We start from the raw sequence: 23,225 nt of genomic DNA, 5'->3' as shown, positions 1-23,225 counted from the left end.
CTCGACCAGTCTGCATGGGATCCGTTGTTGTCCAAGATTTTTCGTATCACACGCCGAGTATCGGGCGGCAGCAGCTCGCCGATGCTCATTCGGCCGTCGATGAAAGGCATACACGCTGTGGTGAATGAATTAGCTGGCAAAGTCGCCATCGTTACCGGCGGCGCGGCTGGAATCGGCGCGGCCGTTGTCGAGCTGTTCGCGGCCGAAGGCGCCCGGGTCGTCATCGCCGACCGGGATTCGGATGGCGGTGAACAACTGGCCGAACGCCTCGGCGCGGACGTCATCTTCACCAAGACCGATGTCGCGGATCCCGAGCAGGTCGCCCAGCTGGTCGCCACCGCCGTCGAGCGATTCGGCGGTCTCGACATCATGGTCAACAACGCGGGCATTTCCGGTGCGATGCATGCCGGATTCCTCGACGACGATCTCGCCGATTTCCATCAGGTCCTCGGTGTCAACCTGCTCGGTGTGATGGCGGGAACGCGGGAAGCGGCACGCCATATGGTTGCCAACGGGGGCGGCTCGATCATCAATGTCTCTTCGATCGGCGGTATTCAGGCGGGCGCCAGCGTGATGTCTTATCGCGCATCCAAAGCGGCGGTAATACATTTCACCAAATCGGCCGCGATGGAATTCGCCGCCGCCGATATCCGAATCAATTGCATCGCACCCGGAAACATTCCGACATCCCTGCTCGCCTCGGCCGTCGCGAACATGAGTGCGGAGGAAGCCGAAAGATTTGTCGGCGCCGCCCGCGAGATCATGCGAAATACCAAACCGCTGCGGCGAGACGGCGAAGCCCGCGATGTCGCCGAGGCCGCACTGTATTTCGGCAGCGACCGGTCGGCGTATGTGACGGGCACGCTCCTGCCGGTCGACGGTGGCACCGTCGCGGGCATGAAAAGCCAGGTCAAGGGCGTTCGATGAAAGTGATTGTCGACCAAGACAAATGCCTCGCGAACGGTCAGTGCGCGCTGTACGCGGGCGACGTATTCGACCAACGCGACGAGGACGGCGTCGTCGTATTGCTGAACGAACATCCGGCGCCGGACCGGGCCGACGACGTCCATCAGGCAGCTGCGGCCTGCCCCGCGCGCGCCATCAATATCGAGGAATGACGGAGACCCATGTCCGATACACCGAGCGGAACCGCGACCGACGCCGCCGTGCCCCAGTATCCGATGGAGCGCTCGATGCGCTGCCCCTTCGCGCCGCCGCCCCTGGAGCTCGAACTCGCCGCGGCGAATCCGCTCAGCCGAGTGCGGATCTGGGATGGCAGCACGCCGTGGTTGATCACCGGATACGCCGAAGCGAAAGCCCTGTTCTACGATCCGCGAGTCAGCGTCGACGACCGTCGCCCCGGATTTCCGCACTGGAACGAAGGTATGCGGGCCATGTCGACCGTGCGTCCGGGATCGGTATTCAATCGGGATCTCGACGAACATGCCCGACATCGCAGAATGCTGACCAAGCCCTTCGCCCTCAAGCGCGTCGAGGCACTGCGGTCGGCGATTCAGAAGATCACCGACGAGCATATCGATGCCATGCTCGCCGGACCGCGTCCGGCCGACCTTGTGGCGGCGCTGGCATTGCCCGTGCCTTCTCTGGTCATCAGTGAACTGCTCGGCGTGCCCTACGAGGATCACGAATTCTTCCAGGACCGCAGCAACGTCGGACTCGGTCGAAACAACACGGCCGAGGAGACACAGGCCAACGTCGTCGAGATGATCAATTACCTGGCCGATCTGGTGGATGCCAAGGCCGAGAATCCCGCCGAGGACGCGATTTCCGATCTGGCGGAACGGGTCAAGGCCGGTGAGATCGATCGATGGGAAGCCGCCATGCAGGGCGTCGGCCTGCTCTTCGCGGGTCACGAGACCACCGGCAACATGATCGGTCTCGGCACCCTCGCCTTGCTGGAGCATCCCGAACAGCTGGCGGTTGTTCGTGACACCGACGATCCGAAGGTGCTCGCCAATGCCATCGAGGAATTGCTGCGTTACCTCAGCATCATCCACACCGGGCAGCGGCGGGTCGCCATGGAGGACATCGAGATCGGTGGCGAGGTGATCCGCGCCGACGAGGGCATCATCATCGACCTCGCCCCGGCGAACTGGGACCCCAACACCTTCCAGGAGCCGGGCCGGCTGGATTTCGACCGCGCGAATGCGAACCAGCACATGGCATTCGGGCACGGGCGGCATCAGTGCGTCGGCCAGCAACTCGCCCGTGCGGAATTGCAGATCGTCTTCCAGACGTTGTTCCGCCGAATTCCGACGCTGCGCCTGGCGACGACGATCGACCGGGTCGATTTCAAGCACGACCGGCTGGCCTATGGGGTCTACGAATTGCCGGTCGAATGGTGACCAATTCCGATAAGAAATGCATGGGAGGCAAGTGATGTCAAGCCCGACGAAGAACGTCTCGCTGTATCCACCCGAGGGCTACGGCGCGCCGAAGGACAGGCAAGGTAACGCCACGGGCGACGTGGGTCTTCCCCCGGGGACGGAGGTGTGGTCGGCGGATAATCACATCTCCCTCTCGGACGATATTTTCTTCCAGTACCTTCCCGAGGAGCTGAAGGCTCAGGCGCCGCGGATCTGGTATGAGGAAGGTGCCTATCAGGTCGGCGCGGCTGGACATTCGTTCTTGCCGCCCGAATTCAGTGCCGTCCTGATGCAGTACGACGACCTCGTCGGCGCGGCCAGCGGCAACCTCGAGGCCCGTATTCAGCAGCTTGCCGAAGACGGCGTTTACAAGGAACTGGCGTTTCCGAACGCCGTCTTGGCGCTGTTCTTCCATTCCGACAAGGAAATGCGCGAGCGCTTGTTCCGGATCTACAACCAGTACATGGCGGGCCTGCAGGAGCGCTCCAAGGGGCGGTTCTATGCCGCGGGGCTGATCAACTGGTGGGATCCGGCCGGTACGCGCCGGACCCTGGAAGAGCTGAAGTCGTTGGGGCTCAAGACTTTCCTGCTGCCGCTCAACCCGGGTACGGACGCCGACGGCAACCAGATCGACTACGCCAGTACGGCGATGGACCCGGTGTGGGACGAGATCGAAGCGTCGGGCGTGCCCATTTCCCATCACATCGGGGAGACCGGGCTCAAGGCTCCTTGCGAGTTCAATACCCTCGTGGTCGGGATGATGGTCAATGTCGACTCCTTCCGGGAGATGTTTTCCAGGTACATCTTCTCCGGCATTCTGGACCGGCATCCGAAACTTCGGATCGGCTGGTTCGAGGGCGGGATTTCCTGGGTTCCCTCGGCACTGCAGGACGGCGAACATCTGTACGCGTCCTACCTGCATATGTGCGAGCCGAAACTGAAGCACGACGTCCGCTACTACTGGAACAAGCACATGAGCGCAGCGTTCATGGTGGATCCGCTCGGCTTGCAGTTGATCGACCAGATCGGCGTGGACAACGTGATGTGGTCCACCGACTACCCGCACAACGAAAGCACCTTCGGCTATTCGGAGAAGTCGCTGCAGCTGGTAATCGACGCGGTCGGCCCGGAAAAGGCAGCACAAATCGTCAGCGGCAATATCAAGAAGTTCCTGGGTATCGAATGACTAATTCTCCGACAGCGGTAGGGACGTCGGTCCGGATTCCGGACGAACCGGATCGCGCCCGCATGCGGCGCGAAACCGGAGCTCGGTTGCGGGCGGCGATGGCGGAGCAGGGCGTGGATGCGCTGGTTCTGCTCGAAGATCAATCCGTCATGTACGCGACCGGAGCGAGCTGGCCGCTCGGCGACGCCGGTTTGTCGCATATCGAGTGCCCGGTCGCGGTGGTTCTGGTCGATGACGAGTGGCCGCACCTGTTCCTGCCCTTCCGTGAGGGCGCGGCCACCGAAACCGAGCTGCCCGCGGATTATGTTCACGGCCCGGTCTATCTCGAATTCGATGAAGGCGTAACCGATTTCGCGCGGATCCTGGCCGAGCTCGTCCCCAGCGGGGCACGGATGGCCGTGGACCAATCCACCGGAGCGATGCGGCGCGCGGAGCAGAGATTGTTCCGGTCCGGTCCGCCCACCGACGCGGCCCTGGTGCTCAGCGCGGCCAAATTGGTCAAGACCCAGGACGAGCTGGCCTGTATTCGCACTGCCTGCCGGATTACCGACACCGCGATGGTCGATGTCCAGGCGGCGCTGGCACCCGGAATCCGCCAGATCGACCTCTCGGCGGCATTCGTGCGGCGGGCGTTCGGGCTCGGCGCCACCGCCAATATCCTCGACCCCATCTGGCAGGTCATGCCGGAAAGCAAGCAAGCAGGCGTCTGGACCGTCCACGACGATCTCGCGCTGCCCTTGCTGACAACCGAACGGGAGCTGGCACGCGGCGATGTGCTGTGGACCGACGTGAGCATCAGCTACGGCGGCTACTGCTCCGACTTCGGCCGAACCTGGGTCGTTGGCCAGGACCCCACCCCGCGGCAGCAGGCGCAATTCACCAGATGGCGGGCGATCTTGGACGCGGTGCTCGCGGTGACTCGCGCAGGAGCCTCGCTGAATGACCTGGCCAGGGCGGCCATCGACGCCAACGGCGGCGAAAAGCCCTGGCTGCCCCACTTCTATCTGGGGCACGGCATCGGCGTCGGCCCCGCCGAGATGCCCATGATCGGCACTGACCTGGGCGAAGACTTCGACAAGAACTTCGTCCTCGCACCGGGCACGGTGGTGGTGCTGGAACCGGTGGTGTGGGAGGACGGCACCGGGGGCTATCGCAGCGAGGAGATCATCGTGATCACCGAGGAAGGCTTCATTCCGTTGACCGACTACACCTACGCCCCCTATGGCAACTGAAATCCTGGCCGACGAACGCGCACTCCGTCTCGGGCGACGGGCGCGCGTGCTGGCCCAGATGGAAGCCCACGACCTCGACCTGCTCGTACTGGGCAGGCAGGCCAATATTCGCTATGTCACCGGTACACCGCAGCTGTGGACCGCGGGGACCAGGCCGTTCGGTCCCGGATGCGTCCTCGTCCGCGAAACCGGCGACATTCATCTGTTGAGCACTTGGGACGAAGGCGTTCCCGAGGACATTCCGCACGAGAACCTGTACGGAATCATGTGGAATCCGCTCAACCTCGTGGGGGTGCTGCGCCAGATCGGCGGTGCCGCCACCGCCAGGCGGGTGGGCACCGATGCCCTGTCCCCGCTGTTCTCCCAGTTCCTGCCGATGGCATTCCCACAGGCGGAGCTGGTAGACGGCGAACAGGCTATGCGGGCCGCCCGGCGGATCAAGACTCCCGAAGAAATTGTGGTGCTTCGGGATTCGATCCGCATCGCGGAAGCGGGCCTGGCGGCGGCGGTCGCCGAACTGCGGCCCGGGGTCACCGAGAAGACCCTGACCGGAGTCATGCTGCAGGCTATGGCGGCCGGGGGCATGAGTACCCCGGCCACTCAGGACGCCGCATGGGTGACCGCAGCGGATCACCCGTGGCGGCGTGCGCCGGGTGATCGGCGTGCGCAGGCCGGTGACCTGGTTGCGTTCTCCGCGGGAGTCATCGGAAATGGTTACATCGCCCAGATCGGCCGGACCTGGCCGACGTGGGCGCCGAAAGACGGCACAACCGCGCTCTACGAGCGGTGGGATCAGCTCTGGTCGCGCCTGCTCGGTGCTTGTCGGCCGGGTCGACTCGCCAGCGAATTCCTCAGTGCTTACGAAGCCGCGGGCGAACCGCTGCCGCCGCTGCCGGTGGCACATGCGCTGGGGCTGGGGTTCGACGCACCCGTGGTATCGCCGCAACTTCCGGCAACCGCTGCCGCGGAGTATCTGGAACCCGGGATGGTGCTCGCCGTAACCGGTTATGTCTGGGAGCAGGGTATCGGTGCGGTCTTCGGGCGGGAGATGGTGCTGATCACCGCCGATGGCCCCGAGGTGCTGACCTCCGGTCCGTCGTGGAACAGCAACGCGGGCATCGCGATCGGAGCGGCGAATGAGTGAGCCCGCGCCTTCCGCGGAGGAAATCATCCTCTACGAGAAGGATCCCAAGACCAAGATCGCGACGATCACGTTCAATCGGCCCGACCACCTCAATGCGCCGACCATCGCCGCTCGGGTGCGCTATGCCGATCTGTTGCACCGCGCCAGTGTCGACGACGACGTGAAGGTACTCGTAATCCGCGGCGAGGGCGATGATCTTGGCACCGGTGCCGATTTGCCGGAGTTCATGGCGGCGCACACCAACCCCGATCAGGGGCCCAAGCTCGCCGAATTCCGTATCGGCGCAGACGAAGTCACCTATCCGCCGCAGAATTCGTTCCGGCACGGCGCCACGCTCAGCTCGTGGTATGCCAACTCCCACTCCGGAATTCGCAGTCTCCAGGATTTCAAGAAGATCAGCATCCTGGAGGTGAAGGGCTACTGCTACGGGTGGCACTTCTACCAGGCCGCCGACGCCGATCTGGTGATCTCCTCCGACGACGCGCTGTTCGGCCATCCGGCCTTCCGATACGTCGGGTGGGCGCCGCGCATGTGGTGGTGGGCGCAGACCATGGGTCTGCGTAAATTCCAGGAGATGGTGTTCACCGGGCGGGCGTTCACCGCCGCGGAAATGTACCAGTGCAACTTCCTCAACAGTGTTGTCCCGAGGGACCAGCTGGAAGCGGAAGTGGACAAGTACGCACAGGCCTGTGCCAGCAACCGGCCCACGGACACCGTGTTCATGCAGAAGTCCTTCTTCGAGTTCATGAAGCAGTACCAGGGCGAATATCTGGGCAGCATGATCAGCGGACTCTTCGAGACGGTCGGCGGCTTCGCGGCGCCCGATACCGACGACATGATGTTCGACCAGGCCATGAATCGCGGAATCAATAACGCGGTCAAGGACAACGACAGCAAGTTCCCGCCGGAATGGCGGCTGAGCAAGCGCGCTCGGGAGCGGAAGGACTAGCTCGTGGAACCGCTCGATGGTTATGTGGTCGTCGATTTCTCCAGCGGAATCGCGGGAGCCTACTGTACGAAGCTGCTGGCCGATGCCGGTGCCGAGGTCGTCAAAGTCGAAGCGCCCGAGGGCGATCGGTTACGGAGCTGGTCGGCCTCGCACGCCGAAATCCCGTCGGGTTCCGACGGTGCGCTGTTCGGTTTCCTCTCGTGCTCCAAGCACAGTGTCGTCGCCGATCCGAACGACGCCGGTGAGATCGACTTCGTGGACCGATTGCTGGAATGGGCCGACGCCGTGGTGTGGAGTCGCGGGTCGCGGGTGGCGGAGCATCCGTCGTTCACACCGGAAGCCATCCGGCACCGCCATCCCCATCTGACGGTCACCTCGATCACCCCATTCGGTCTGCATGGTCCCTGGCAAGACCGACCGGCGACCGAGTTCACTCTGCAGGCGTGGTCGGGCGGGATCATCGGGCTCGGCCGCGGCGCTCCCGACCGTGCCCCGGTCCACGTTGGAGGTCGAATCGGCGAATGGGTTGCCGGGGCATATGCCGCCGCCGGCACCTTGGCGTCGCGGGCACGGACCCTCGACACCGGCGTGGGCGCGCTGGTCGACCTGTCCATGCTGGAGACCCAGATCCTCAGTCTCACTTACTATTCCGTCACGTTCTTCGAGGCGCTCGGTCGGCTGATGCGCCCGGGACGAGGGCTCATGGTGCCCGGGGTGGCCAGCGCCAAGGACGGCATGGTGGCCGTCGGATGCGGGACCGCCCAGCAGTGGTTCGACCTGTGCGCGATGGTCGGCCACCCGGAGTGGATCGACGAGAGCGCACCGTTTTCGATCAGTGGGCGGGCGGGCGATCTGGCAAGTGAGATCGCTCCGTGGTTCGCCGAGCACACCGTCGAGGAAATCCGTGAGCTGGCAACGGCTTTCAGAATTCCGAATTCATTGGTAGCCAATGGCGAGAACATCGCGGAGATGGAGCATTACCGGGCGCGCGGGTCGTTCGTGGCCAACCCCCGCGACAGCTACATCCAACCCGCCCCGCCGTACCGCCTGGGGTCCGAACCACCGCGCGCACCCAGGCCCGCCCCGCGCCTCGACGAGCACGGGGAACGATATTCCACCACACCCCCGGCCGCTCGGCAGACGACGGCCACCGATACGGCGAAAGCATTGCCCTTCAACGGACTTCGCGTGCTGGACATGACCGCCTTCTGGGCCGGCCCGTCCTGCACACACTTGCTCGCCATGCTCGGTGCCGAAGTGATCCACGTCGAGTCGACCACCCGCCCCGACGGAACCCGGCTCATCGCCGGTGTCCCGCTCAGCGAGGAACAGTGGTGGGAACGCTCGCCGATCTTCTCGAGCCTGAACACGAATAAGAAGAGCGTCACACTGGACTTCCGGAGCGAGCGCGGACTCGAGGTGCTGCACCGGCTGATCCAGAGTTGCGATGTGATCGTCGAGAACTACACCCCGCGGGTGCTCGAGCAGATCGGGCTCGACTACGAGAAGGTGCGCGCGCTGCGCCCCGACGCGATCATGCTCCGGATGCCGGGATTCGGCCTCGACGGGCCGTGGCGGGACAACCCGGCCTTCGCCTACATCATCGAGGATGCGTCCGGACTCACCTGGTTGACCGGCCATCCCGACCAGAACCCGGTCGAGCCGTTCTCGATCGGCGATCCGAATGCCGGTCTGCACGCCCTGAATGCGCTCCTGCTCGCACTGGAACATCGGCGGCGTACCGGCGATGGCATGCTCGTCGAGGCGGCGATGGTGGATGCCGCGATGAATGTCGCTGCCGAACAGGTGATCGAGCACTCCGCATACGGGCAACTCCTTGTGCGCGACGGTAATCGGGGACCGGAAGCGGCACCGCAAAACCTCTACCGGACCGCCGATACCGACGAATACGGCGGCAACGACTCCTGGGTCGCCGTCGCGGTGGCCAGCGATGAGCAATGGTCGGCTTTGTGCGATGCGCTCGGTCGGCCCGACTGGGCGATGGAGTTGGCGCTGTCCACTGCCAGTGGGCGTCGCGAGCAGCACGACCTCATCGACAAGAACCTCGCCGCTTGGTGTGGGCAGCGCAGTGCAGGAGAGATCGTCCAAATCCTTTGGGACGCAGGCGTTCCGGTGGGCAAAGTCATGCAACCGCATCGCGTCGCCGAACTGCCGCAACTCGAGTCGCGTGGCTTCTACGAGTACGTCGAGCATCCGGTGAACCCGACGGTGCGGCACAGCACGGTGCCGTTCACGCTGTCGGACGGTCCCGAACGCTGGCATACGCGCCACGCACCCTTGTTGGGGGAGCACAACCAGGAAGTGCTGGCGGGACTCGGACTCACTGCGTCAGAGATCGCCGCACTGGAAGACGACGGTGTCATCGGGCGGGCGCCCGCAATGGGTAGGGGAAAGTGATGAACGACTGGGACCATACGACCGACTTCCTGGTCGTCGGCAGCGGCGCCGGGGTCGTTGGCGCGCTGCGTGCCCATGTCCTCGGCAAAGATGTTCTCGTCGTGGAGAAGTCCGACCTGCTCGGCGGATCGACCTGCATGTCGGGCGGTGTGATGTGGCTGCCCAACAATCCGCTGATGCAGCGCGAGGGCGTGTCCGATTCGCTCGACACCGCCATGGCCTATTTCGACTCCGTCGTCGGTGATGCTGGCCCGGCGTCGTCTCCGGCTCGGAGACTGACCTATGTCAATTCCGGAATCGAGATGGTCGCGTTCCTCGAATCCGAGGGCCTGAAATTTCGGCGCTGCGAGGGATATAGCGACTACTACGCCGGAGTTCGGGGCATCGAAGGCGGATCCGCCCGGGGCAGATCAATCGAACCGGAGATCTTCGACAAGAAGAAACTCGGGGCGTGGTGCGATCGGATCCGGCCCGGCTTCGCTGGCAGCATGGTGATCTACACCGTGGAAGCGGCGCCGATGTCGTTGATGCGCACGCGAATCGGCATGGCAACCATCGCCAGGGTCGGACGGCGCACCGTCGACGGACTCATTCGCGGACAGAAGTTGGCGGCCAATGGCGCGGCCTTGATCGCCCGGTTGGTCGACGCGCTGCTGCGGCGCGAGGTGCCGATCTGGACCGAGTCCGCGCTCACGGATCTCGTGGTCGAGAACGGCCGGGTCGTCGGTGCCGTCATCCATCGCGAGGGCCGGGATGTGCGCGTGCGTGCCCGGGACGGGATCTTGCTCGCCGCAGGCGGTTTCGCCCGCAACGAGACGATGCGCAAGGAGCATTCGGACGGGCTGCCGGTCGGCGCCGACTGGACCTCGGCCAACCCGGGGGACACCGGGGAGGCGATCCGGATCGCGGAGGGTCTCGGAGCCGCGACCGACATGCTGGACGAGGCGTGGTGGATGCCCTCGTGGATCATGCCCGACGGCACCCCCGGCATGTGTCTGTCCGAGCGGTGCAAGCCGGGCTCGCTCATCGTCGATGCGAAGGGCCTTCGGTATTTCAACGAGGCCTGCTCGTATCAGGAAGCCGGACAGCAGATGTACGCGCGGCACCGCGAGAACGGTGCGGCGATTCCATCCTGGCTGATCATCGATTCGCGCCACCGGTCGCGCTACGTGTTCGGGATGGCGCCCGCGGGCTGGACCCCGAAGGAGTTGATCACCGGCGGTGTGCTGAAGCGCGCTGACACTCTGGAAGACCTTGCGCGCCAATGTGATATCCCCGCCGACACGCTCCGAGAGACGATCGATCGGTTCAATCTGTTCGCCGAAAACGGCGTCGATGAGGACTTCCATCGCGGCGAGGGCGACCACGAGCGATTCTATGGCGATCGCACCCACCAGCCGAACCCTAGTCTGGGCTCGGTCGAGAAGGGGCCGTTCTACGCGGCCGCGCTGTACCCCGGAGATATCGGTACCAGCGGTGGGCTGCTCTGTGATGAGTTCTCCCGGGTATTGAATACGGATTACGAGCCGATTCCCGGGCTGTATGCGACGGGCAACTGCACTGCCTCCGTGATGGGACGCAAGTATCTCGGAGCGGGAGCGAGTATCGCCGCGTCGGCGGTATTCGGTTATGTCGCAGCGGATCACGCTTCTTCGGCCGCCGGGGTGGCCTAGTGTCTGGTGCGGAAACTCCTGTGCAGCAACGGCCCTCGCCATTCCGCCATGCTCTCAGCGAAAATCCGCTGAGGCTTTCGGGCCATCGCGGGAATATGGATACGGGCAGAAAGCATGCCGGAATGACGAGTTTCGTACTCGACTTTGCTGAACGAGGTATCAGCGACCGGCTCGTTCCGTCCCGATCCATCACCGCCACGCATTTCGGAAGTTGTTGAAGACATGCATCTCTCAGCGATGGTCGAGATGATCGAGTCGGGATTCGCCGACCGTGTCCTGTTGGGCGACGCCGACCGGCGAGTGACCGGGGCCGAACTCGGTGCGCTGGCGAGGGGCGGGGCGGCGACGCTGCGCGATTCTCCCGCGCTTGTGTATGCGGGGGAGAACCACCCGCTACTGCCGGTCGCTCTCTTGGCGGCGGCGTGCGCGGGGGTGCCGTTCGTGCCGGTGAACTACCGGTTGGACGACGCTCAACTGAACAGTTTGATCGACCGGCAATCCGACGCTCTCGTGCTGGCGGATGCGGCGACCGCGCCGCGAGTGACGGCGCGGGCACACGTCTTCGACGACTGGCTGGCCGCTCTGCCCACCGACATGCCATCCCTGGAGCCGCAGTTCAACGACGACGCCGTGGCGGTCGTGCTGTACACCAGCGGCACGACGGCCGCCCCGAAGTCGGCACTACTCCGGCACCGCCACCTCATGGCCTACCTGCTCAGTACTGTCGAATTCGGCAGCGCCGATCCCGAAGAGGCAGTACTGGTTTCAGTACCGCCCTACCACGTCGCAGGCGTCGCCAACATGCTGTCGAATCTGTTCGCCGGGCGACGCCTGGTCTACCTGCGCGCCTTCGATCCATCGGTCTGGCTCGACACGGTCCGCGCCGAAGCCGTGACCAACGCGATGGTGGTCCCGACGATGTTGGCGCGCATCGTGGACGCGGTAGCAGCCGACGGCGCGAACCTCCCGACGCTGCGCTCCCTGTCATACGGCGGTGCGAGGGTTTCCGAACGCATACTGCAAGAAGCGCTTATGCGATTCCCCGAAGTCGGATTCGTCAACGCCTACGGCTTGACCGAAACCGCATCGACAATCGCCATCCTCGGCCCCGAAGACCACCGAGCCGCCCTGCTCTCCGACGACCCACTGATCCGAGCCCGCCTGTCCTCGGCCGGACAAGTGCTGCCCACGATCGAGATCGAGGTCCGCGGCGACGACGGCCACGCACTACCACCGGGAAAATCGGGCATCATCTTCCTACGCGGCGAACAAATCTCCGGCGAATACGCCACCGGCAGCCTCCTGGACGCCGACGGCTGGTTCTGCACCCGCGACAAAGGCCATGTGGACCCCGACGGCTACCTATTCATCGAGGGCAGAGCCGACGACACAATCATCCGAGGCGGCGAAAACATAGCCCCAGCCGAGATCGAAGAGGTTCTACTGTCACATCCGGCAGTCGCCCAAGCATGCGTGGTCGGACCGCCGAGTGACGAATGGGGCCAGACCCTCGCCGCAGCGGTAGTGCTCCGCGCAGGCGCTGTCGCAACCGATGAAGAGTTGCGCATCCTCGTCCGCTCGCGACTGCGCGGCTCGAAGACCCCGGAAACGATCGTCTTCCGAGATTCGTTGCCGCACACCGACACCGGAAAGCTACTGCGCAGGCTCGTGCTCGAGGACCTGAGCGCACCTTAGAGAGGTAAGAAACCCCATGGCACTATCCCTTAAGCCCGGTACACGCGTCTACAGCGCCGTCGATTCGACAGAACTGATCGTCGTCAAAGTCCCCGCGGACCCGATCGAACTCACCATCGGCGGCGCCCCCGCAGTGCTCTCCGCAGTGGAAAAGAACGCCACCGCCGCCCCGGCCACCTCCAACGTCGGCACCGCAATAGGAAAGCGCTACACCAACGCCGACGCAACAGTCGAATTGCTTTGCACCAAGCCAGGTCCCGGAATTCCCGCCATCGATGGCGAGGCGCTGGAGCTCAAGGCGGCCAAGCCGCTCCCGGCATCGGACTGACCGGTGTCGCGCTGGATGGTAGGCCTGAGCCACCTTCAATCAGCGTTCGAACCGGATCGGCGATGCACAGCCACTGTGCAGTAGAGCTCGATCGGTTATGCCGTTCACGGACGAGGTCGCGACGGCGTTGTCTCCCCAGCATGAGGGACACCGCGAACCCGCCGCCGGTGTTCTATTTGGTGGTAGCGGGCAGACCCCTTGGGTGCACGTATTTGGAGCCATCGCACATCGCGCCCGTATTTGCATTGGATGGGTTCCCCGATGAAGTCAGGTCATCAGCTGTGCGCCATGACGAGATCGCGGTAGGGAAGGTTGACCACGGCGTGGTCGGCGATTCCGAGCTCGTTTTCAATTTGTTCGAGATGCGCGGTTGCGACGGTGGTTTCGGTGGCGGTGACTTCAGTTTCGACGAAGGTTCCGGCTCCGGTGACTGTGTCGATGCTGACCACGATGTCCTCGCGGTAGGGGTGGCGGTAGGTGGTGCGGGTTTTCTCGACGCGGACGAGTTCGACCATGCCGATAGCGGCGAGGAGTTCGTTGGCAGCGTCGGCCTGGTCGGGACCGTCGAGGATCACGTTGGTTTCATGCTTCGCGATCACGTCGGTATGGCTGTGTGTGCTGGCGGTCGACGGCGGCTTGTAGGTGACCTCCGCGAAGCCTTCGCGGTGTCGAACCCGCAGGCATTCAACGGTTTCCATGTAGTCGACGTCGGGGCGGCTGTAGTAGGTGTCGACCTCGGTGAGCTGACCGGCCTGCCGGTAGCCCAGTTCGGCAAGCCGGACAAAGAGGGTGTCGCTGTCGGGAAGTTCGCGCTTGCGTTCGACCTCGATCAGGTGCATGGATGGATCATCCTCTCGTGTGGATGGCGGTGTGCACGCGGGCCAGATTGGGTTTGGAGCAATGCAGGCGAACGGTACCGAGGGCCTGCTGAAGCGCGGCCGCGTCGGTGACTGGGATGTTCTGGAAAAGGATCATCTGCTTGGCATCGATCAGCGGGTTGGGAAGCTGCTTGGTCAGAAAGCGGTTGTAGTAGTGCCTGTGCCTGACAAGGACATCAGCATCCCTGACAGGCATCAGCACCGAGTGTGAATTGGACTCCGCCTCAACGGTATTAATCGCGAATGCAGCCATTAGTTCGTCGGCGGTGAGGTAGGCGTATGTTTCGCGGCCCTCACGCTCGAGCCAGCTTCGCCAGATCTCGGCGCAGGATTTGTCGGTCTCGGTGGCAGCAAGGAATAGATTCAGGGCGACATCGGTGACTGCGTCGAAGATGTCGCCGTCGACGACGTAATGGTCGGCGTAAGGTTCGCTGACTGCCAATATGTTCTCGCGGTCGGTGGCCGATATCCAGCCGCTGTCGGTGAATTCGAAGTGGACGCGTTTGTGTCCGGAGCGGAAATCGATCCAGTCGCCGGACAGTTGGCCATCGAGTATGGGTGAGAATCCGAGAACTCCGCAGCGCCAGATGTGGTCGCGCAGTGTGATGTAGTGGCGTTGTACTTCACGGAACACACCGATGGGTGCCTGAATGACCGCGCAGATGCGGGTATTCAGGTTCATGGCCGGGACGATGCGGGAGTCTTGGCGGACGGTCACCTCGTCGTCGTGATGATGGTAGGGATGGACGCCCTCACGCAGGTAGTGCGGTAGGAACAAGCGTAGAAACTGCAACCACGACTGCGCGCTGTAGGACTGGACCGCCGGTTCGTGCAGCGAGGTCGCGTCGACGGCGTATACGTCGCGGTAGACGAAGAATCCATAGGGTTTCAACACGGTCGGGAAGGTGCGCATCATCGAGTGCAATCCGTTGTATGCGCCACCGTAGGAATAGACCTCGTGCAGCAGTGCCGACGCACTGATGACGTCCACCGGCTCGGGTACGAGAGTTGCTAGGTCGTGCGCCCAGCCTTGCACAAGGGCGCACTGCCCCACAGAGTTGAACCGGTCGATCGCCCGCGCCAGCGATTGCGAGCGGACACCAGGGGCTTCGATGAGAGTGAGGCGTGGTGTCTTCGGCTGATCCTGAAGTTGCGCGGCGAGAAATTCGACCGCGGCGCCGCCGCCGGGGCCTATCTCGACTAGATGTGGGTCGGTGTCCGGGATGCGAGTGAGTGCGCGGTGCACCAGCAGCCCCTTTTCATAGCCGTGGTCGTTGGCTGCGACATCGAGATAAGTGGATTCGGATTTGTGTTCGTGGGCAAAAGGATTGGTCATGCCGATCATGGCGCACCGCTGAGAGTCCGGGACCGCCGGGCTGGGGGCGGTCTGATGGCGTTCAAGGTTCGAGGAACAAACGTTCATTCGGGAGGCGGGGTAGTCCGTCGGTGTCACCCGGGATGACGGTTACGGCGTCGTGATAGTGGTAAGTGCGCCAGTCCTGCACGAACAGCAATGCCGCGGTGACGCAGGCGGCGAAATCCATTCGCACATCGTGCAAGTGGACCGACAGATGAACGTCATCCTCCTCCGGACGAGGTGAGGTTGAATGTCCTGTCATGAAGTGGACTCGTCGGTGCTCGATCGAGCCCGGTTTGTGCGAACGACGTGAAGGAGGCTGGCGGGCAATCGATCCGGGGGATTCGAACTCATCCATTCCATGGGCGCTCCCGGGCACGTCACCTCCACGGATTATGGGCGAGTTGGGCACCCAGCGCATGAGCGTCAGCGTCGGGAGCGGTGAGGCCGTCGAGCACTTCCAGCAGCGTGTGAATGTCAGGGCCGACAGTTAGCGGCGCACTGTAATCCAGCGGAGGGAACGGCAGGCCGCGAGCAGCGGCGCGTTCGCGGGGAGTCGTCATGGGCGGGACGAGCTTGCCCGCGCGGACGAGACAGCTCAGCGCACTCGCTTTGCGAGGGCAGGCGGTGGCCCGACATGCTATGTGAGTCTGCATGATTCGGCGAGAATCAGCGAGCGTCAATGGGTGATCGGGATGTGCGTGGGCAGGGTCGACGCCCCCGGGCAACGCAGCGGTCCAAGTCGTCGGAGGGCACACCGTTTCGAGTGTGCAGAAGTCACACACGCGGGCCGGTGTGTTATCGGTCGTGGCCAAGTCGTAGATGATCAACGCGGCCGCACGCACACCGAATGCGATACTGAGCGTGTACCCGATCGGATCGGGGTGACGCTCGGGTGGCCGGACTGTGTACAGGTAGCGGTACCCCAGTTGCTCGGCGTGGCGGCGGGCAGCGATCGCGTGGCGTGATGCGGCAAGTCCGGATTTGTCCGGACGTACCAGGCCAACGGCTTTCAGCTTCATCTCTTCCATCGCTTCAGGACACCGCGCTACCGGGTACGCGCATAAGACGTGCGCGTGGTGGAGGTGTGCGCAGGTGGGGTGGGGGTGTGCACGGGGGGCGTGCGAATCCGGCTGAGGATGGCGCGGGGGTGTTGCTCGTGCCACACTCCGGCTATGGGACGCCAGCCCAAGCAGCCGAACCGGGAACTGGATGAGCTGCTCGACGAGTCCGGTATCAGCAACAAGGGTCTCGCGCGGCGGGTCGTGGAGCGAGGGCGCGCGATCGGCCTGGACCTGGCGTATGACCATCGATCGGTCGGTCGATGGCTTGATGGTCAACAGCCGAATTCGCCAGGGCCGGAACTGATTGCGGAGGTTATGACCGAAGCTCTCGGCCGTCGGATCACTGCATCGGCGTGCGGAATGTCCGGTGGTCGGGATCCGGTCGATTTGGGGTTGGAGTTCTCGCTGAGTTTGGCGGAAGCGACGGCGTCGGTAGCGGCGCTGTGGAGGAGTGACGTGGAGCGCAGACGGTTCCTGCAGGGCGCCTCATATGCGGTGGCGGTGTATCCGGCTGCTTCGATGCGCTGGCTAACTCTTCCCGGACCGGAACACCCTGTCTCAGTGGGTATCCGGCGCGTTGGTCAAAGAGATGTCGATGCGGTGCGCACCATGAGCGCAGCATTTCGCGACCTCGACAACAAGGTCGGCGGTGGCAAGGTGAGGCCGACGATCGTGCAATACCTGCACAGCTCCGTCGCACCATTGCTGCGCGGCAACTATGCCGAGCAAATCGGCCGCCAATTGTTTGCCACGACAGCCGAACTCACCAAACTCGCGGGATGGGCCGCCTACGACCAGGAAGAACACGGACTGGCCCAGCGATACCTAATCCAAGCGTTGCGGCTGGCCCGCGCCGCCGGAGACCCCGGTCTGGGAGCGGAGATTCTTGCGGCCATGAGCCATCAGGCCACATACGTCGGTCGACCAGGTGATGCTGTCGATCTGGCTCGTGCAGCCCAAATCTCCGCTCGCAGTGCGGGACTGGCCGCGCTGGAGTCAGAATGCCATATGGTCGAGGCCCATGGCCACGCCGCACGACTGGACGACTCGATGTGCACCGCATCGATTACTGCGGCCGAACGCACGTTCGCCAAGGCAGAATCGTCTGACCGGCCAGCATGGCTCGCCTACTTCGACAGCGCGTACATGTCTGCCAAGATCGCCCACTGCTTCCGGGAGTTGGGAGACAATGCGCGAACCGCGCGGTTCGCCGAACAATCGCTCGACATGTCCCATGGCTACCTGCGCGGACGCGCCTTCAACTTGGCGCTACTCGCTTCCGCCCGCGCGAGCGAGGACCCGCTGGAAGCCGTACGCATCGGCCACCAGGCACTCGATATCGCGGCGGGCTTGTCGTCGCGACGCAGCTACGCATACCTGGGTGACCTGCGCCAACGACTGAGCCCCCACGCCGCCATGCCGGATGTTGAGGACTTCCGGCAGCAGGTCCGCGAACTCACTACGCGTCGAGACTGAGCGCGCGATAGATCGCGACAACGGTTGCCGCACCGATGATCTCGCCTCGATCGATCATCGCCGCCGCGTCAGCCAGCGGTATCCAACGGATGTCTTCGGCTTCGTTGATGTCCGGCGCCGTGTCGGTGAGGTCGGCACCTCGCGCTATGTAGATCTCTTGTGGCTGGTCCAGGCTTCCGATCGACGGCTGATAGGTGACCAATCGCTCCATCGACTTCGGCCGCCAGCCTGTTTCTTCCTCCACTTCGCGCGCAGCGGCGGCAGCAACGTCTTCGGCGTGGTCGACATAGCCACCGGGCAATTCCCACACCCACTTGTCGATGATGAACCGGTGCCGGTACATCAACAGAGCTTCGCGGTTCTCGTTGAGTACCAATGTCATCGCACAGCGCGGCATCCGTGCCACGTACTGCGTGAACTTCACGCCATCCGGCAGCTCGACATCCACAGTCGACAACCGAATGTGTCGGTTCTCGTCTACCAGCTTCTCGCCGTGGATCTTCCACTGGGTGCGCTTCACGGCTCGACCCTACGCCCGCGGGAATACCTCGGGCTGCTCCTGTCGTACTTGCCATATGGCTGCAGACTGTGAATGCGCCACCACTGGTATGCCCGCTCACGGCTGCCGATAGGCACGTGCACCGTAAGTTCTGCTCAGGCGGCGGCGATCTCGAGTAGCGCGTCGGTCACCGCTTGCGGTTCGGTAGCAACCGAGCCACCCGTTGATAACACCAGCTCCCGTGCCCGCCACCGTGCACCACAACGAACGTAGCCATTTCTCTCCTGAAGCCTGGTGCGTTGCCTGTGCGGGGTCAACGAGTGCACAGGCAACGACGGTATTGCCCTATGCGGCAGGGCCTTTGGCAGGAGCCGCGGACAAGCCTGGGGTGATCAGCCGGCGCTCGACCAGGATTCGGGCGTCGGCGAGGATCAGTGGCAGGGCCGCCGAGCTCGGGAGGGCTGGGCCGAGCCCACCTGCTCGAATCAGATGAGCCTGGGCGCCGTACCGCCCGAATGCCAGCGCGATCGAGGTGGCGGCGCTCGGGTCGGCGTACCGGTGCTGTGGTTCGGGGAAGCACCATTGCCACGACCCTGCCGAGGTCGCGAAGCGCAGTTCGATGTAGTCGGACCGGGCCGGACAACGCAGAGCGATATCGAGTGTGGCAGGCAGGAAGGGCCTTCCCGACAGGGTCGATTCGGTGAGTGTGGCTACTCGGGTCATGGCCGACTCCTATTCGTTTGATGCGGCACCGGCGAGGTCGAGTGCGGCGAGATACGCGAAAACGAGGCTCGAACCGATCGGTGTTCCTGCGCCCGGGTACGCGCCGCCCGACATCGCCGCCATGGTGTTGCCGGTCGCGTATAGACCTTCGATCGGCGTTGCGTCCGAGCGGAGTACACGGGCGTGCTCGTCGGTCACGAGACCACCCTTGGTTCCGATATCGGACAGCACGACGGTGGCCGCGTAGTAGGGCGGGGTGTCGACGGGGATGAGCAGCGGGTTGGGGAGGTCGGTCGCCAGCGGCACGATGTAGTTCTGCCGGGGATCGGCCGGGTAACCGACGATGTACTGGAACATCTGGTCCCACGGCGCCTCGCCGCGATGGAAACGCTCGTCGACACCGGATTTCGCATAGCCGTTGAACTCCTCGATCGACTTGCGCAGTTTCTCCGGCGGCACGCCGATCAGATCGGCCAATTCTTCGAGAGTGTCGGCGCGGCGCAAGGCGCCCGATGCGAACCACTCCGGACGCACCGGCTGCTCCGGATCGCCCCCGAAGCCGTCACGCTCGAGCTGCCGGTGGTCGAAGACCCAGTGCGCGGTGCTGTGCGTAACGCCGGTTTCGAGTTGCAGCCGGGCCATTTCGTGCCCGGCGCGATCGTAGGGCTGCGTCTCGTTCATGAAGCGCTCGCCCTCGGCATTGACCCAGATCCCGCCGCGGGTGCCGGTATGGAAGACGGGCCGACCGTCGGGCTGCACCACCCCGGGGACGTACCAGGCCTCATCGAGCAGGTCGGTGGCCGCGCCGATCGCGCGACCGGCCAGGATCGCGTCACCGGTGTTGCCCGGCGCGCCGTGGGACCATTCGCCGGTGAGCGGTACGGGCGAATACTGCTCGCGCATCTCACGGTTGTGTTCGAAGCCGCCCGCCGCCAGGATCACGCCGCGGGTGGCGCGGAATGTGCGGCGCTGGCCGCCGCTGACCGCAACCACACCGGTGACCCGGTCGTCCTCGACAACGAGGTCGGTCATGGCGGTTTCGAGCAGGTAGGAGCCGTTGCCCGTTGCCAGGAAGGCTTTCAGCGCCCGGCCGATCAGTGCGCGGCCGCCGACTAGCACCGGCCCTTCGTCGATACCCCAGCGTTCTTCCGGGACGGAGCGCCGGATGAGCGGGGCGAGTTCCTCGAGTTCGGCTACCGAGATTTCCTGCGGGAATATGGTTCGCCCGGTGGCGGTGGATCCGGGACGCCCGTAGAAGTATTCGGGCACGGGCTGGTAGGTGAAGGACCCGAACAGTGGGTTCTGCTCGAGGTCGTCGATCAGCTGGGGCGCGGTCCGCAGATAGGCATCCTGCAGCGGTTCGCGCGAGTTGTCGGCGACAACGTCGTGCAGGTAGGTGCGTGCGGCCTCGGGATCATCTTCGATGCCCGCGCGCGCGATCGGGGCGCTGCCGGGAAACCACAGTCCCGCACCGGAATACGCGGTGGTACCGCCGATCAGCGAGGACTTTTCCAGCAGGAGTGTGCGCAGCCCGCGCGCGGCGGCCGTATAGGCGGCGATCAGGCCACCTCCTCCGGACCCCACGACCACGACGTCGTAGGTTTCCTCGTCAGCGGGCATTGCGTTCTCCTTGTCGAATCGAGGCGCTCCGGTCCTTGCGTGGCGACGCAGGCTGACGCCGCCGAGCCCTTCGTGCACCGCGGTGTTTCGCTGATCTGCCGCAGCCGGTCGCGACGCGATATGGCCGGTGGGGTGACCTGGTTCACGGGAATTCGGATGTCGGATGAGTGTGCGACCTGCGATGTCGGGTCGAGTGCGGGATTCCGCTGAGCGGGATGGCGCCGGTCGCGGTGGGGGAGCAGTCCACGGTGGCTCGTCGGGAGGCAGCGCGTCCCAGTGTTCGGAAAGTCCGGCGTGCGCTGCCCGGTTTCCCGCTCAAACTTGCCAGCCAGCAGGACATTCCGACTCGAAGGAGAGCTCGCATGGCTGGTTCGCACGACTACGATCCCGGCCCGGAGATTGCCCATGCCGGTGGCCTGAACCTGGGGACGCCGGATCTGCGGCGTTCGATCTGGTTCTTCCGGGACCTGCTGGGCATGGAGGTGGTCGCCGAATCCGACGGTGTGGCATATCTGCGCGGGTACCAGGAATTGGTGCACCACTCGCTGGTGCTCACCCAGCAGGACGAGGCGCGGGTGAACAGCTACAGCTTCCGGGTGAAACGGCCCCAGGATGTCGAGCTGTTCCACAAGCAGCTGACCGAGGCGGAGATCGAGGCGGTGGAGTTGCCCGTCGATCACGAACTCGGCCGCGGCACCGCGATCCGCTTCCTCGTGCCCGGCAGCGAGCATCCCTTCGAGCTCTACTACGACATCGAAAAGCCGGTTGCCCCACCGGAATTGCGCTCGAAGCTGCTCAGCAACAGTTCCCGCCGCCGCGGTTTCGGAGTTCGGCGGCTGGACCATCTGAACGTGCAGTGCAGCCCGACCACGGTGAACCAGGCCGAGGGCTGGCTGCGCAACGCGCTGGGGTTCAAGCGGCGGGAGTTCGCGATGATCCCGCAGTTCCCGGAGACCATCCTGGCTTCCTGGCTGTCGGTGACCCCGCAGGTGCACGACATCGCGATCGGTGTCAACGGGGAGGAGAAGAACGGGGCGTTCCACCACGTGGCCTTCAATATCGAGAACTACCACGACATTCTGCGGGCCGCAGACGAGATCCGTGATCTCGAGATCGACTACGGGCACGGTCCGGGCAAGCACGGCATCGGGCAGGCGATGTACCTCTACATCCACGATCCCGGCTCCGGTCACCGCGTCGAGCTCTACTCCGGCGGGTATTTGATCATGGATCCGGATTGGCAGGCGCTGGAGTGGAAGATCCCCGAATTGCAGTGGGGGCAGACGTGGTACGGCGAGGCCCTCGATGTGGGCCCGGGCGGCGCGTTCCTGTCGACCACACCGTCGGCCGGGTTGTGAGAGGATCGGTATGACGCTCGAATCCCAGGGCACCCATGACGGTGTGCCCGCCTACTATTTCGACAATCGCCTATCCGGTCCACTGCTGAGCCATCATGAGCAGTGGGACCGACTCGCCGGCACCCACTCCGCGTTCAGAAGTACTGTCGCACAGGGTTATTGGGTCATTACGGACGGCCAGGCGATTCAAGAGGCGCTACAGGACTGGCGGACGTTCTCCAGCACCTCGGTGACGGTGCTCGAGCCGAATCCGAAATTCCTGTGGATTCCGGAGATGCTGGATCCGCCGCTGCACACCAAGTGGCGGCGGCTGCTGGGCAGCGAGTTCGGGCCCAAGTGGGTCGCCGCCCGCGAGCCGGAGATCCGCAAGATCGCGGCGGATATGATCGACCGGCTGCTGCCGAAGGGGGCCGCGGATGTTCTCGACGAGTTCGCGCGCCGGTTCCCGACCCTGATCTTCATGCGGCTTATGGGCCTGCCCGAGCAGGATCTGGACCAATTCCTGGAATGGGTCCATGAGATGCTGCACCTGCCGCACGCCGAGGATCCCGACCACCGTCGCCAACTTGCCGCGATGACCGCTGCGTCGGCCTATTTCGAAGAGCAGATCGCGCTGCGTCGCGACGCCCCGCGCGATGATCTGCTGTCGCGCATGATGAGCTGGCGCATCGATGGCGAGCTACTCAGCGACGCCGATATGCACGCGTTCTGCATTCTGATGTTCCAGGCCGGTTTCGATACGGTCCCCATCGCCATCGGCTGGGCCATGTACCACTTCGCCGCGCATCATGAGGATCGCGCGGCCATCGTGGCCGACCCATCGCTGATCGCCAATGGCGTCGAGGAAGTCCTACGTGTCTATTCGTTCGTCATTCCGGCACGAAAGGCGACACGGGATACCGAGATCGGCGGCTGTCCGGTGAAGTCCGGCGACATGGTGATGCTGCCACTAGCGGTGAGCAACCGGGATGCCGAGCGGTTCGACAATCCGCTCGAGGTGGATCTGCAGCGCGCCACGAACAACCACATCGCCTTTGGTTCGGGACCGCACCGCTGCTTGGGTTCGCACCTGGCTCGACTGGAGCTGAACGTGGCGATGGAGGAGTGGCACAAGCGGATACCGGAGTACCGGATCGCACCCGGACAGCAACTCGAGCAGACCGGAAACATGTATGGCCTGATGTCCTTGCGCCTCGAATGGTGAACCACGGCCGGCACACGATACGAAAGGCATTACC

Annotated in this window: 22 protein-coding genes; 15 read left to right on the top strand and 7 right to left on the bottom strand. The window is 64.2% G+C overall.

Annotated elements, in window-relative coordinates; genetic code table 11:
* The first annotated feature begins 117 nt into the window (after nucleotides 1–117).
* From ACIBJI_RS08925 to ACIBJI_RS08875, 11 genes are all read left to right on the top strand, one after another.
* Nucleotides 118–927, top strand: coding sequence for an SDR family oxidoreductase (locus ACIBJI_RS08925; protein ID WP_364342622.1), 810 nt, complete (start codon nucleotides 118–120; stop codon nucleotides 925–927).
* Nucleotides 924–1,118, top strand: a complete 195-nt coding sequence (locus tag ACIBJI_RS08920) for a ferredoxin (RefSeq protein WP_364342619.1) — start codon at nucleotides 924–926, stop codon at nucleotides 1,116–1,118. Before ACIBJI_RS08925 ends, ACIBJI_RS08920 begins: the two co-directional genes overlap by 4 nt.
* 9 nt (nucleotides 1,119–1,127) lie before the next feature.
* Nucleotides 1,128–2,366: a cytochrome P450 gene (locus ACIBJI_RS08915; protein ID WP_364342616.1), complete on the top strand. Its 1,239-nt coding sequence runs from the start codon at nucleotides 1,128–1,130 to the stop codon at nucleotides 2,364–2,366.
* A gap of 34 nt (nucleotides 2,367–2,400) precedes the next feature.
* Nucleotides 2,401–3,573, top strand: a complete 1,173-nt coding sequence (locus ACIBJI_RS08910; protein WP_327100537.1) for an amidohydrolase family protein — start codon at nucleotides 2,401–2,403, stop codon at nucleotides 3,571–3,573.
* Nucleotides 3,570–4,805: a M24 family metallopeptidase gene (locus ACIBJI_RS08905; RefSeq protein ID WP_397083574.1), complete on the top strand. Its 1,236-nt coding sequence runs from the start codon at nucleotides 3,570–3,572 to the stop codon at nucleotides 4,803–4,805. The genes ACIBJI_RS08910 and ACIBJI_RS08905 overlap by 4 nt, the downstream gene beginning before the upstream one ends.
* Nucleotides 4,795–5,949, top strand: coding sequence for a M24 family metallopeptidase (locus ACIBJI_RS08900; RefSeq protein WP_364342609.1), 1,155 nt, complete (start codon nucleotides 4,795–4,797; stop codon nucleotides 5,947–5,949). Before ACIBJI_RS08905 ends, ACIBJI_RS08900 begins: the two co-directional genes overlap by 11 nt.
* Nucleotides 5,942–6,898 carry an enoyl-CoA hydratase/isomerase family protein gene (locus tag ACIBJI_RS08895; protein ID WP_396958152.1) on the top strand — a complete coding sequence of 319 codons (957 nt, stop codon included), beginning with the start codon at nucleotides 5,942–5,944 and terminating at the stop codon, nucleotides 6,896–6,898. Before ACIBJI_RS08900 ends, ACIBJI_RS08895 begins: the two co-directional genes overlap by 8 nt.
* A 3-nt stretch (nucleotides 6,899–6,901) precedes the next feature.
* Nucleotides 6,902–9,316 carry a CaiB/BaiF CoA transferase family protein gene (locus tag ACIBJI_RS08890; protein WP_397083571.1) on the top strand — a complete coding sequence of 805 codons (2,415 nt, stop codon included), beginning with the start codon at nucleotides 6,902–6,904 and terminating at the stop codon, nucleotides 9,314–9,316.
* On the top strand, nucleotides 9,316–10,989 hold the full coding sequence (locus ACIBJI_RS08885) for an FAD-binding protein (RefSeq protein WP_397083569.1): 1,674 nt from the start codon (nucleotides 9,316–9,318) through the stop codon (nucleotides 10,987–10,989). Before ACIBJI_RS08890 ends, ACIBJI_RS08885 begins: the two co-directional genes overlap by 1 nt.
* A gap of 222 nt (nucleotides 10,990–11,211) precedes the next feature.
* Entirely contained in the window at nucleotides 11,212–12,684 is a 1,473-nt protein-coding gene (locus ACIBJI_RS08880; RefSeq protein ID WP_397083567.1) for a class I adenylate-forming enzyme family protein, read from the top strand.
* 16 nt (nucleotides 12,685–12,700) lie between these two features.
* Nucleotides 12,701–13,012: a hypothetical protein gene (locus ACIBJI_RS08875; RefSeq protein WP_364342594.1), complete on the top strand. Its 312-nt coding sequence runs from the start codon at nucleotides 12,701–12,703 to the stop codon at nucleotides 13,010–13,012.
* Between the two features lie 275 nt (nucleotides 13,013–13,287).
* Here the strand turns inward: ACIBJI_RS08875 and cyaB are convergent, their stop codons facing one another.
* The 4 genes from cyaB to ACIBJI_RS08855 form a co-directional block, all read right to left on the bottom strand.
* Nucleotides 13,288–13,851, bottom strand: a complete 564-nt coding sequence (gene cyaB / locus ACIBJI_RS08870; protein WP_364342591.1) for a class IV adenylate cyclase — start codon at nucleotides 13,849–13,851, stop codon at nucleotides 13,288–13,290.
* Between the two features lie 7 nt (nucleotides 13,852–13,858).
* Nucleotides 13,859–15,226: a hypothetical protein gene (locus tag ACIBJI_RS08865; RefSeq protein ID WP_364342588.1), complete on the bottom strand. Its 1,368-nt coding sequence runs from the start codon at nucleotides 15,224–15,226 to the stop codon at nucleotides 13,859–13,861.
* A 61-nt stretch (nucleotides 15,227–15,287) separates the two neighbouring features.
* Nucleotides 15,288–15,509, bottom strand: coding sequence for a hypothetical protein (locus ACIBJI_RS08860; protein ID WP_364342585.1), 222 nt, complete (start codon nucleotides 15,507–15,509; stop codon nucleotides 15,288–15,290).
* 118 nt (nucleotides 15,510–15,627) lie between these two features.
* On the bottom strand, nucleotides 15,628–16,278 hold the full coding sequence (locus ACIBJI_RS08855) for a hypothetical protein (RefSeq protein ID WP_364342582.1): 651 nt from the start codon (nucleotides 16,276–16,278) through the stop codon (nucleotides 15,628–15,630).
* Between the two features lie 642 nt (nucleotides 16,279–16,920).
* On the opposite strand from ACIBJI_RS08855, the gene ACIBJI_RS08850 reads away from it, so the two are divergent.
* Complete coding sequence (locus ACIBJI_RS08850; protein WP_364342579.1) at nucleotides 16,921–17,787, top strand: hypothetical protein; 867 nt, start codon at nucleotides 16,921–16,923, stop codon at nucleotides 17,785–17,787.
* On the opposite strand, the gene ACIBJI_RS08845 is transcribed toward ACIBJI_RS08850, so the two are convergent.
* The 3 genes from ACIBJI_RS08845 to ACIBJI_RS08835 form a co-directional block, all read right to left on the bottom strand.
* Nucleotides 17,771–18,307 (bottom strand): NUDIX domain-containing protein, encoded by a 537-nt coding sequence (locus ACIBJI_RS08845; RefSeq protein ID WP_364342576.1) that lies wholly within the window; start codon nucleotides 18,305–18,307, stop codon nucleotides 17,771–17,773. The two genes, ACIBJI_RS08850 and ACIBJI_RS08845, sit on opposite strands and share 17 nt — an antisense overlap.
* Nucleotides 18,308–18,631: 324 nt before the next feature.
* Nucleotides 18,632–19,009, bottom strand: a complete 378-nt coding sequence (locus tag ACIBJI_RS08840) for a hypothetical protein (protein WP_364342574.1) — start codon at nucleotides 19,007–19,009, stop codon at nucleotides 18,632–18,634.
* Nucleotides 19,010–19,018: 9 nt separating this feature from the next.
* Nucleotides 19,019–20,629 (bottom strand): FAD-dependent oxidoreductase, encoded by a 1,611-nt coding sequence (locus ACIBJI_RS08835; protein WP_364342571.1) that lies wholly within the window; start codon nucleotides 20,627–20,629, stop codon nucleotides 19,019–19,021.
* Nucleotides 20,630–20,668: 39 nt separating this feature from the next.
* On the opposite strand from ACIBJI_RS08835, the gene ACIBJI_RS08830 reads away from it, so the two are divergent.
* From ACIBJI_RS08830 to ACIBJI_RS08820, 3 genes are all read left to right on the top strand, one after another.
* Nucleotides 20,669–20,839, top strand: coding sequence for a hypothetical protein (locus ACIBJI_RS08830; protein WP_364342568.1), 171 nt, complete (start codon nucleotides 20,669–20,671; stop codon nucleotides 20,837–20,839).
* A gap of 152 nt (nucleotides 20,840–20,991) precedes the next feature.
* Nucleotides 20,992–21,987: a VOC family protein gene (locus ACIBJI_RS08825; RefSeq protein WP_364342565.1), complete on the top strand. Its 996-nt coding sequence runs from the start codon at nucleotides 20,992–20,994 to the stop codon at nucleotides 21,985–21,987.
* 10 nt (nucleotides 21,988–21,997) lie between these two features.
* Complete coding sequence (locus tag ACIBJI_RS08820; protein ID WP_364342562.1) at nucleotides 21,998–23,191, top strand: cytochrome P450; 1,194 nt, start codon at nucleotides 21,998–22,000, stop codon at nucleotides 23,189–23,191.
* Nucleotides 23,192–23,225: the final 34 nt, after the last annotated feature.

The organism is Nocardia sp. NPDC050408 (assembly GCF_044458905.1).
Lineage (GTDB): Bacteria > Actinomycetota > Actinomycetes > Mycobacteriales > Mycobacteriaceae > Nocardia.
Note: the sequence above shows the minus strand (reverse complement) of the source record. Positions and strands in the feature narration are given on the sequence as shown.

Bases quoted from the DNA above. Each gene is read 5' to 3' on its own strand.
- ACIBJI_RS08920 (WP_364342619.1), top strand. From the start codon at position 924: ATGAAAGTGATTGTCGACCAAGACAAATGCCTCGCGAACGGTCAGTGC.
- ACIBJI_RS08915 (WP_364342616.1), top strand. From the start codon at position 1,128: ATGTCCGATACACCGAGCGGAACCGCGACCGACGCCGCCGTGCCCCAG.
- ACIBJI_RS08910 (WP_327100537.1), top strand. From the start codon at position 2,401: ATGTCAAGCCCGACGAAGAACGTCTCGCTGTATCCACCCGAGGGCTAC.
- ACIBJI_RS08905 (WP_397083574.1), top strand. From the start codon at position 3,570: ATGACTAATTCTCCGACAGCGGTAGGGACGTCGGTCCGGATTCCGGAC.
- ACIBJI_RS08900 (WP_364342609.1), top strand. From the start codon at position 4,795: ATGGCAACTGAAATCCTGGCCGACGAACGCGCACTCCGTCTCGGGCGA.
- ACIBJI_RS08895 (WP_396958152.1), top strand. From the start codon at position 5,942: ATGAGTGAGCCCGCGCCTTCCGCGGAGGAAATCATCCTCTACGAGAAG.
- ACIBJI_RS08885 (WP_397083569.1), top strand. From the start codon at position 9,316: ATGAACGACTGGGACCATACGACCGACTTCCTGGTCGTCGGCAGCGGC.
- ACIBJI_RS08880 (WP_397083567.1), top strand. From the start codon at position 11,212: ATGCATCTCTCAGCGATGGTCGAGATGATCGAGTCGGGATTCGCCGAC.
- ACIBJI_RS08875 (WP_364342594.1), top strand. From the start codon at position 12,701: ATGGCACTATCCCTTAAGCCCGGTACACGCGTCTACAGCGCCGTCGAT.
- cyaB (WP_364342591.1), bottom strand. From the start codon at position 13,851: ATGCACCTGATCGAGGTCGAACGCAAGCGCGAACTTCCCGACAGCGAC.
- ACIBJI_RS08865 (WP_364342588.1), bottom strand. From the start codon at position 15,226: ATGACCAATCCTTTTGCCCACGAACACAAATCCGAATCCACTTATCTC.
- ACIBJI_RS08860 (WP_364342585.1), bottom strand. From the start codon at position 15,509: ATGACAGGACATTCAACCTCACCTCGTCCGGAGGAGGATGACGTTCAT.
- ACIBJI_RS08855 (WP_364342582.1), bottom strand. From the start codon at position 16,278: ATGGAAGAGATGAAGCTGAAAGCCGTTGGCCTGGTACGTCCGGACAAA.
- ACIBJI_RS08850 (WP_364342579.1), top strand. From the start codon at position 16,921: ATGAGCGCAGCATTTCGCGACCTCGACAACAAGGTCGGCGGTGGCAAG.
- ACIBJI_RS08840 (WP_364342574.1), bottom strand. From the start codon at position 19,009: ATGACCCGAGTAGCCACACTCACCGAATCGACCCTGTCGGGAAGGCCC.
- ACIBJI_RS08835 (WP_364342571.1), bottom strand. From the start codon at position 20,629: ATGCCCGCTGACGAGGAAACCTACGACGTCGTGGTCGTGGGGTCCGGA.
- ACIBJI_RS08825 (WP_364342565.1), top strand. From the start codon at position 20,992: ATGGCTGGTTCGCACGACTACGATCCCGGCCCGGAGATTGCCCATGCC.
- ACIBJI_RS08820 (WP_364342562.1), top strand. From the start codon at position 21,998: ATGACGCTCGAATCCCAGGGCACCCATGACGGTGTGCCCGCCTACTAT.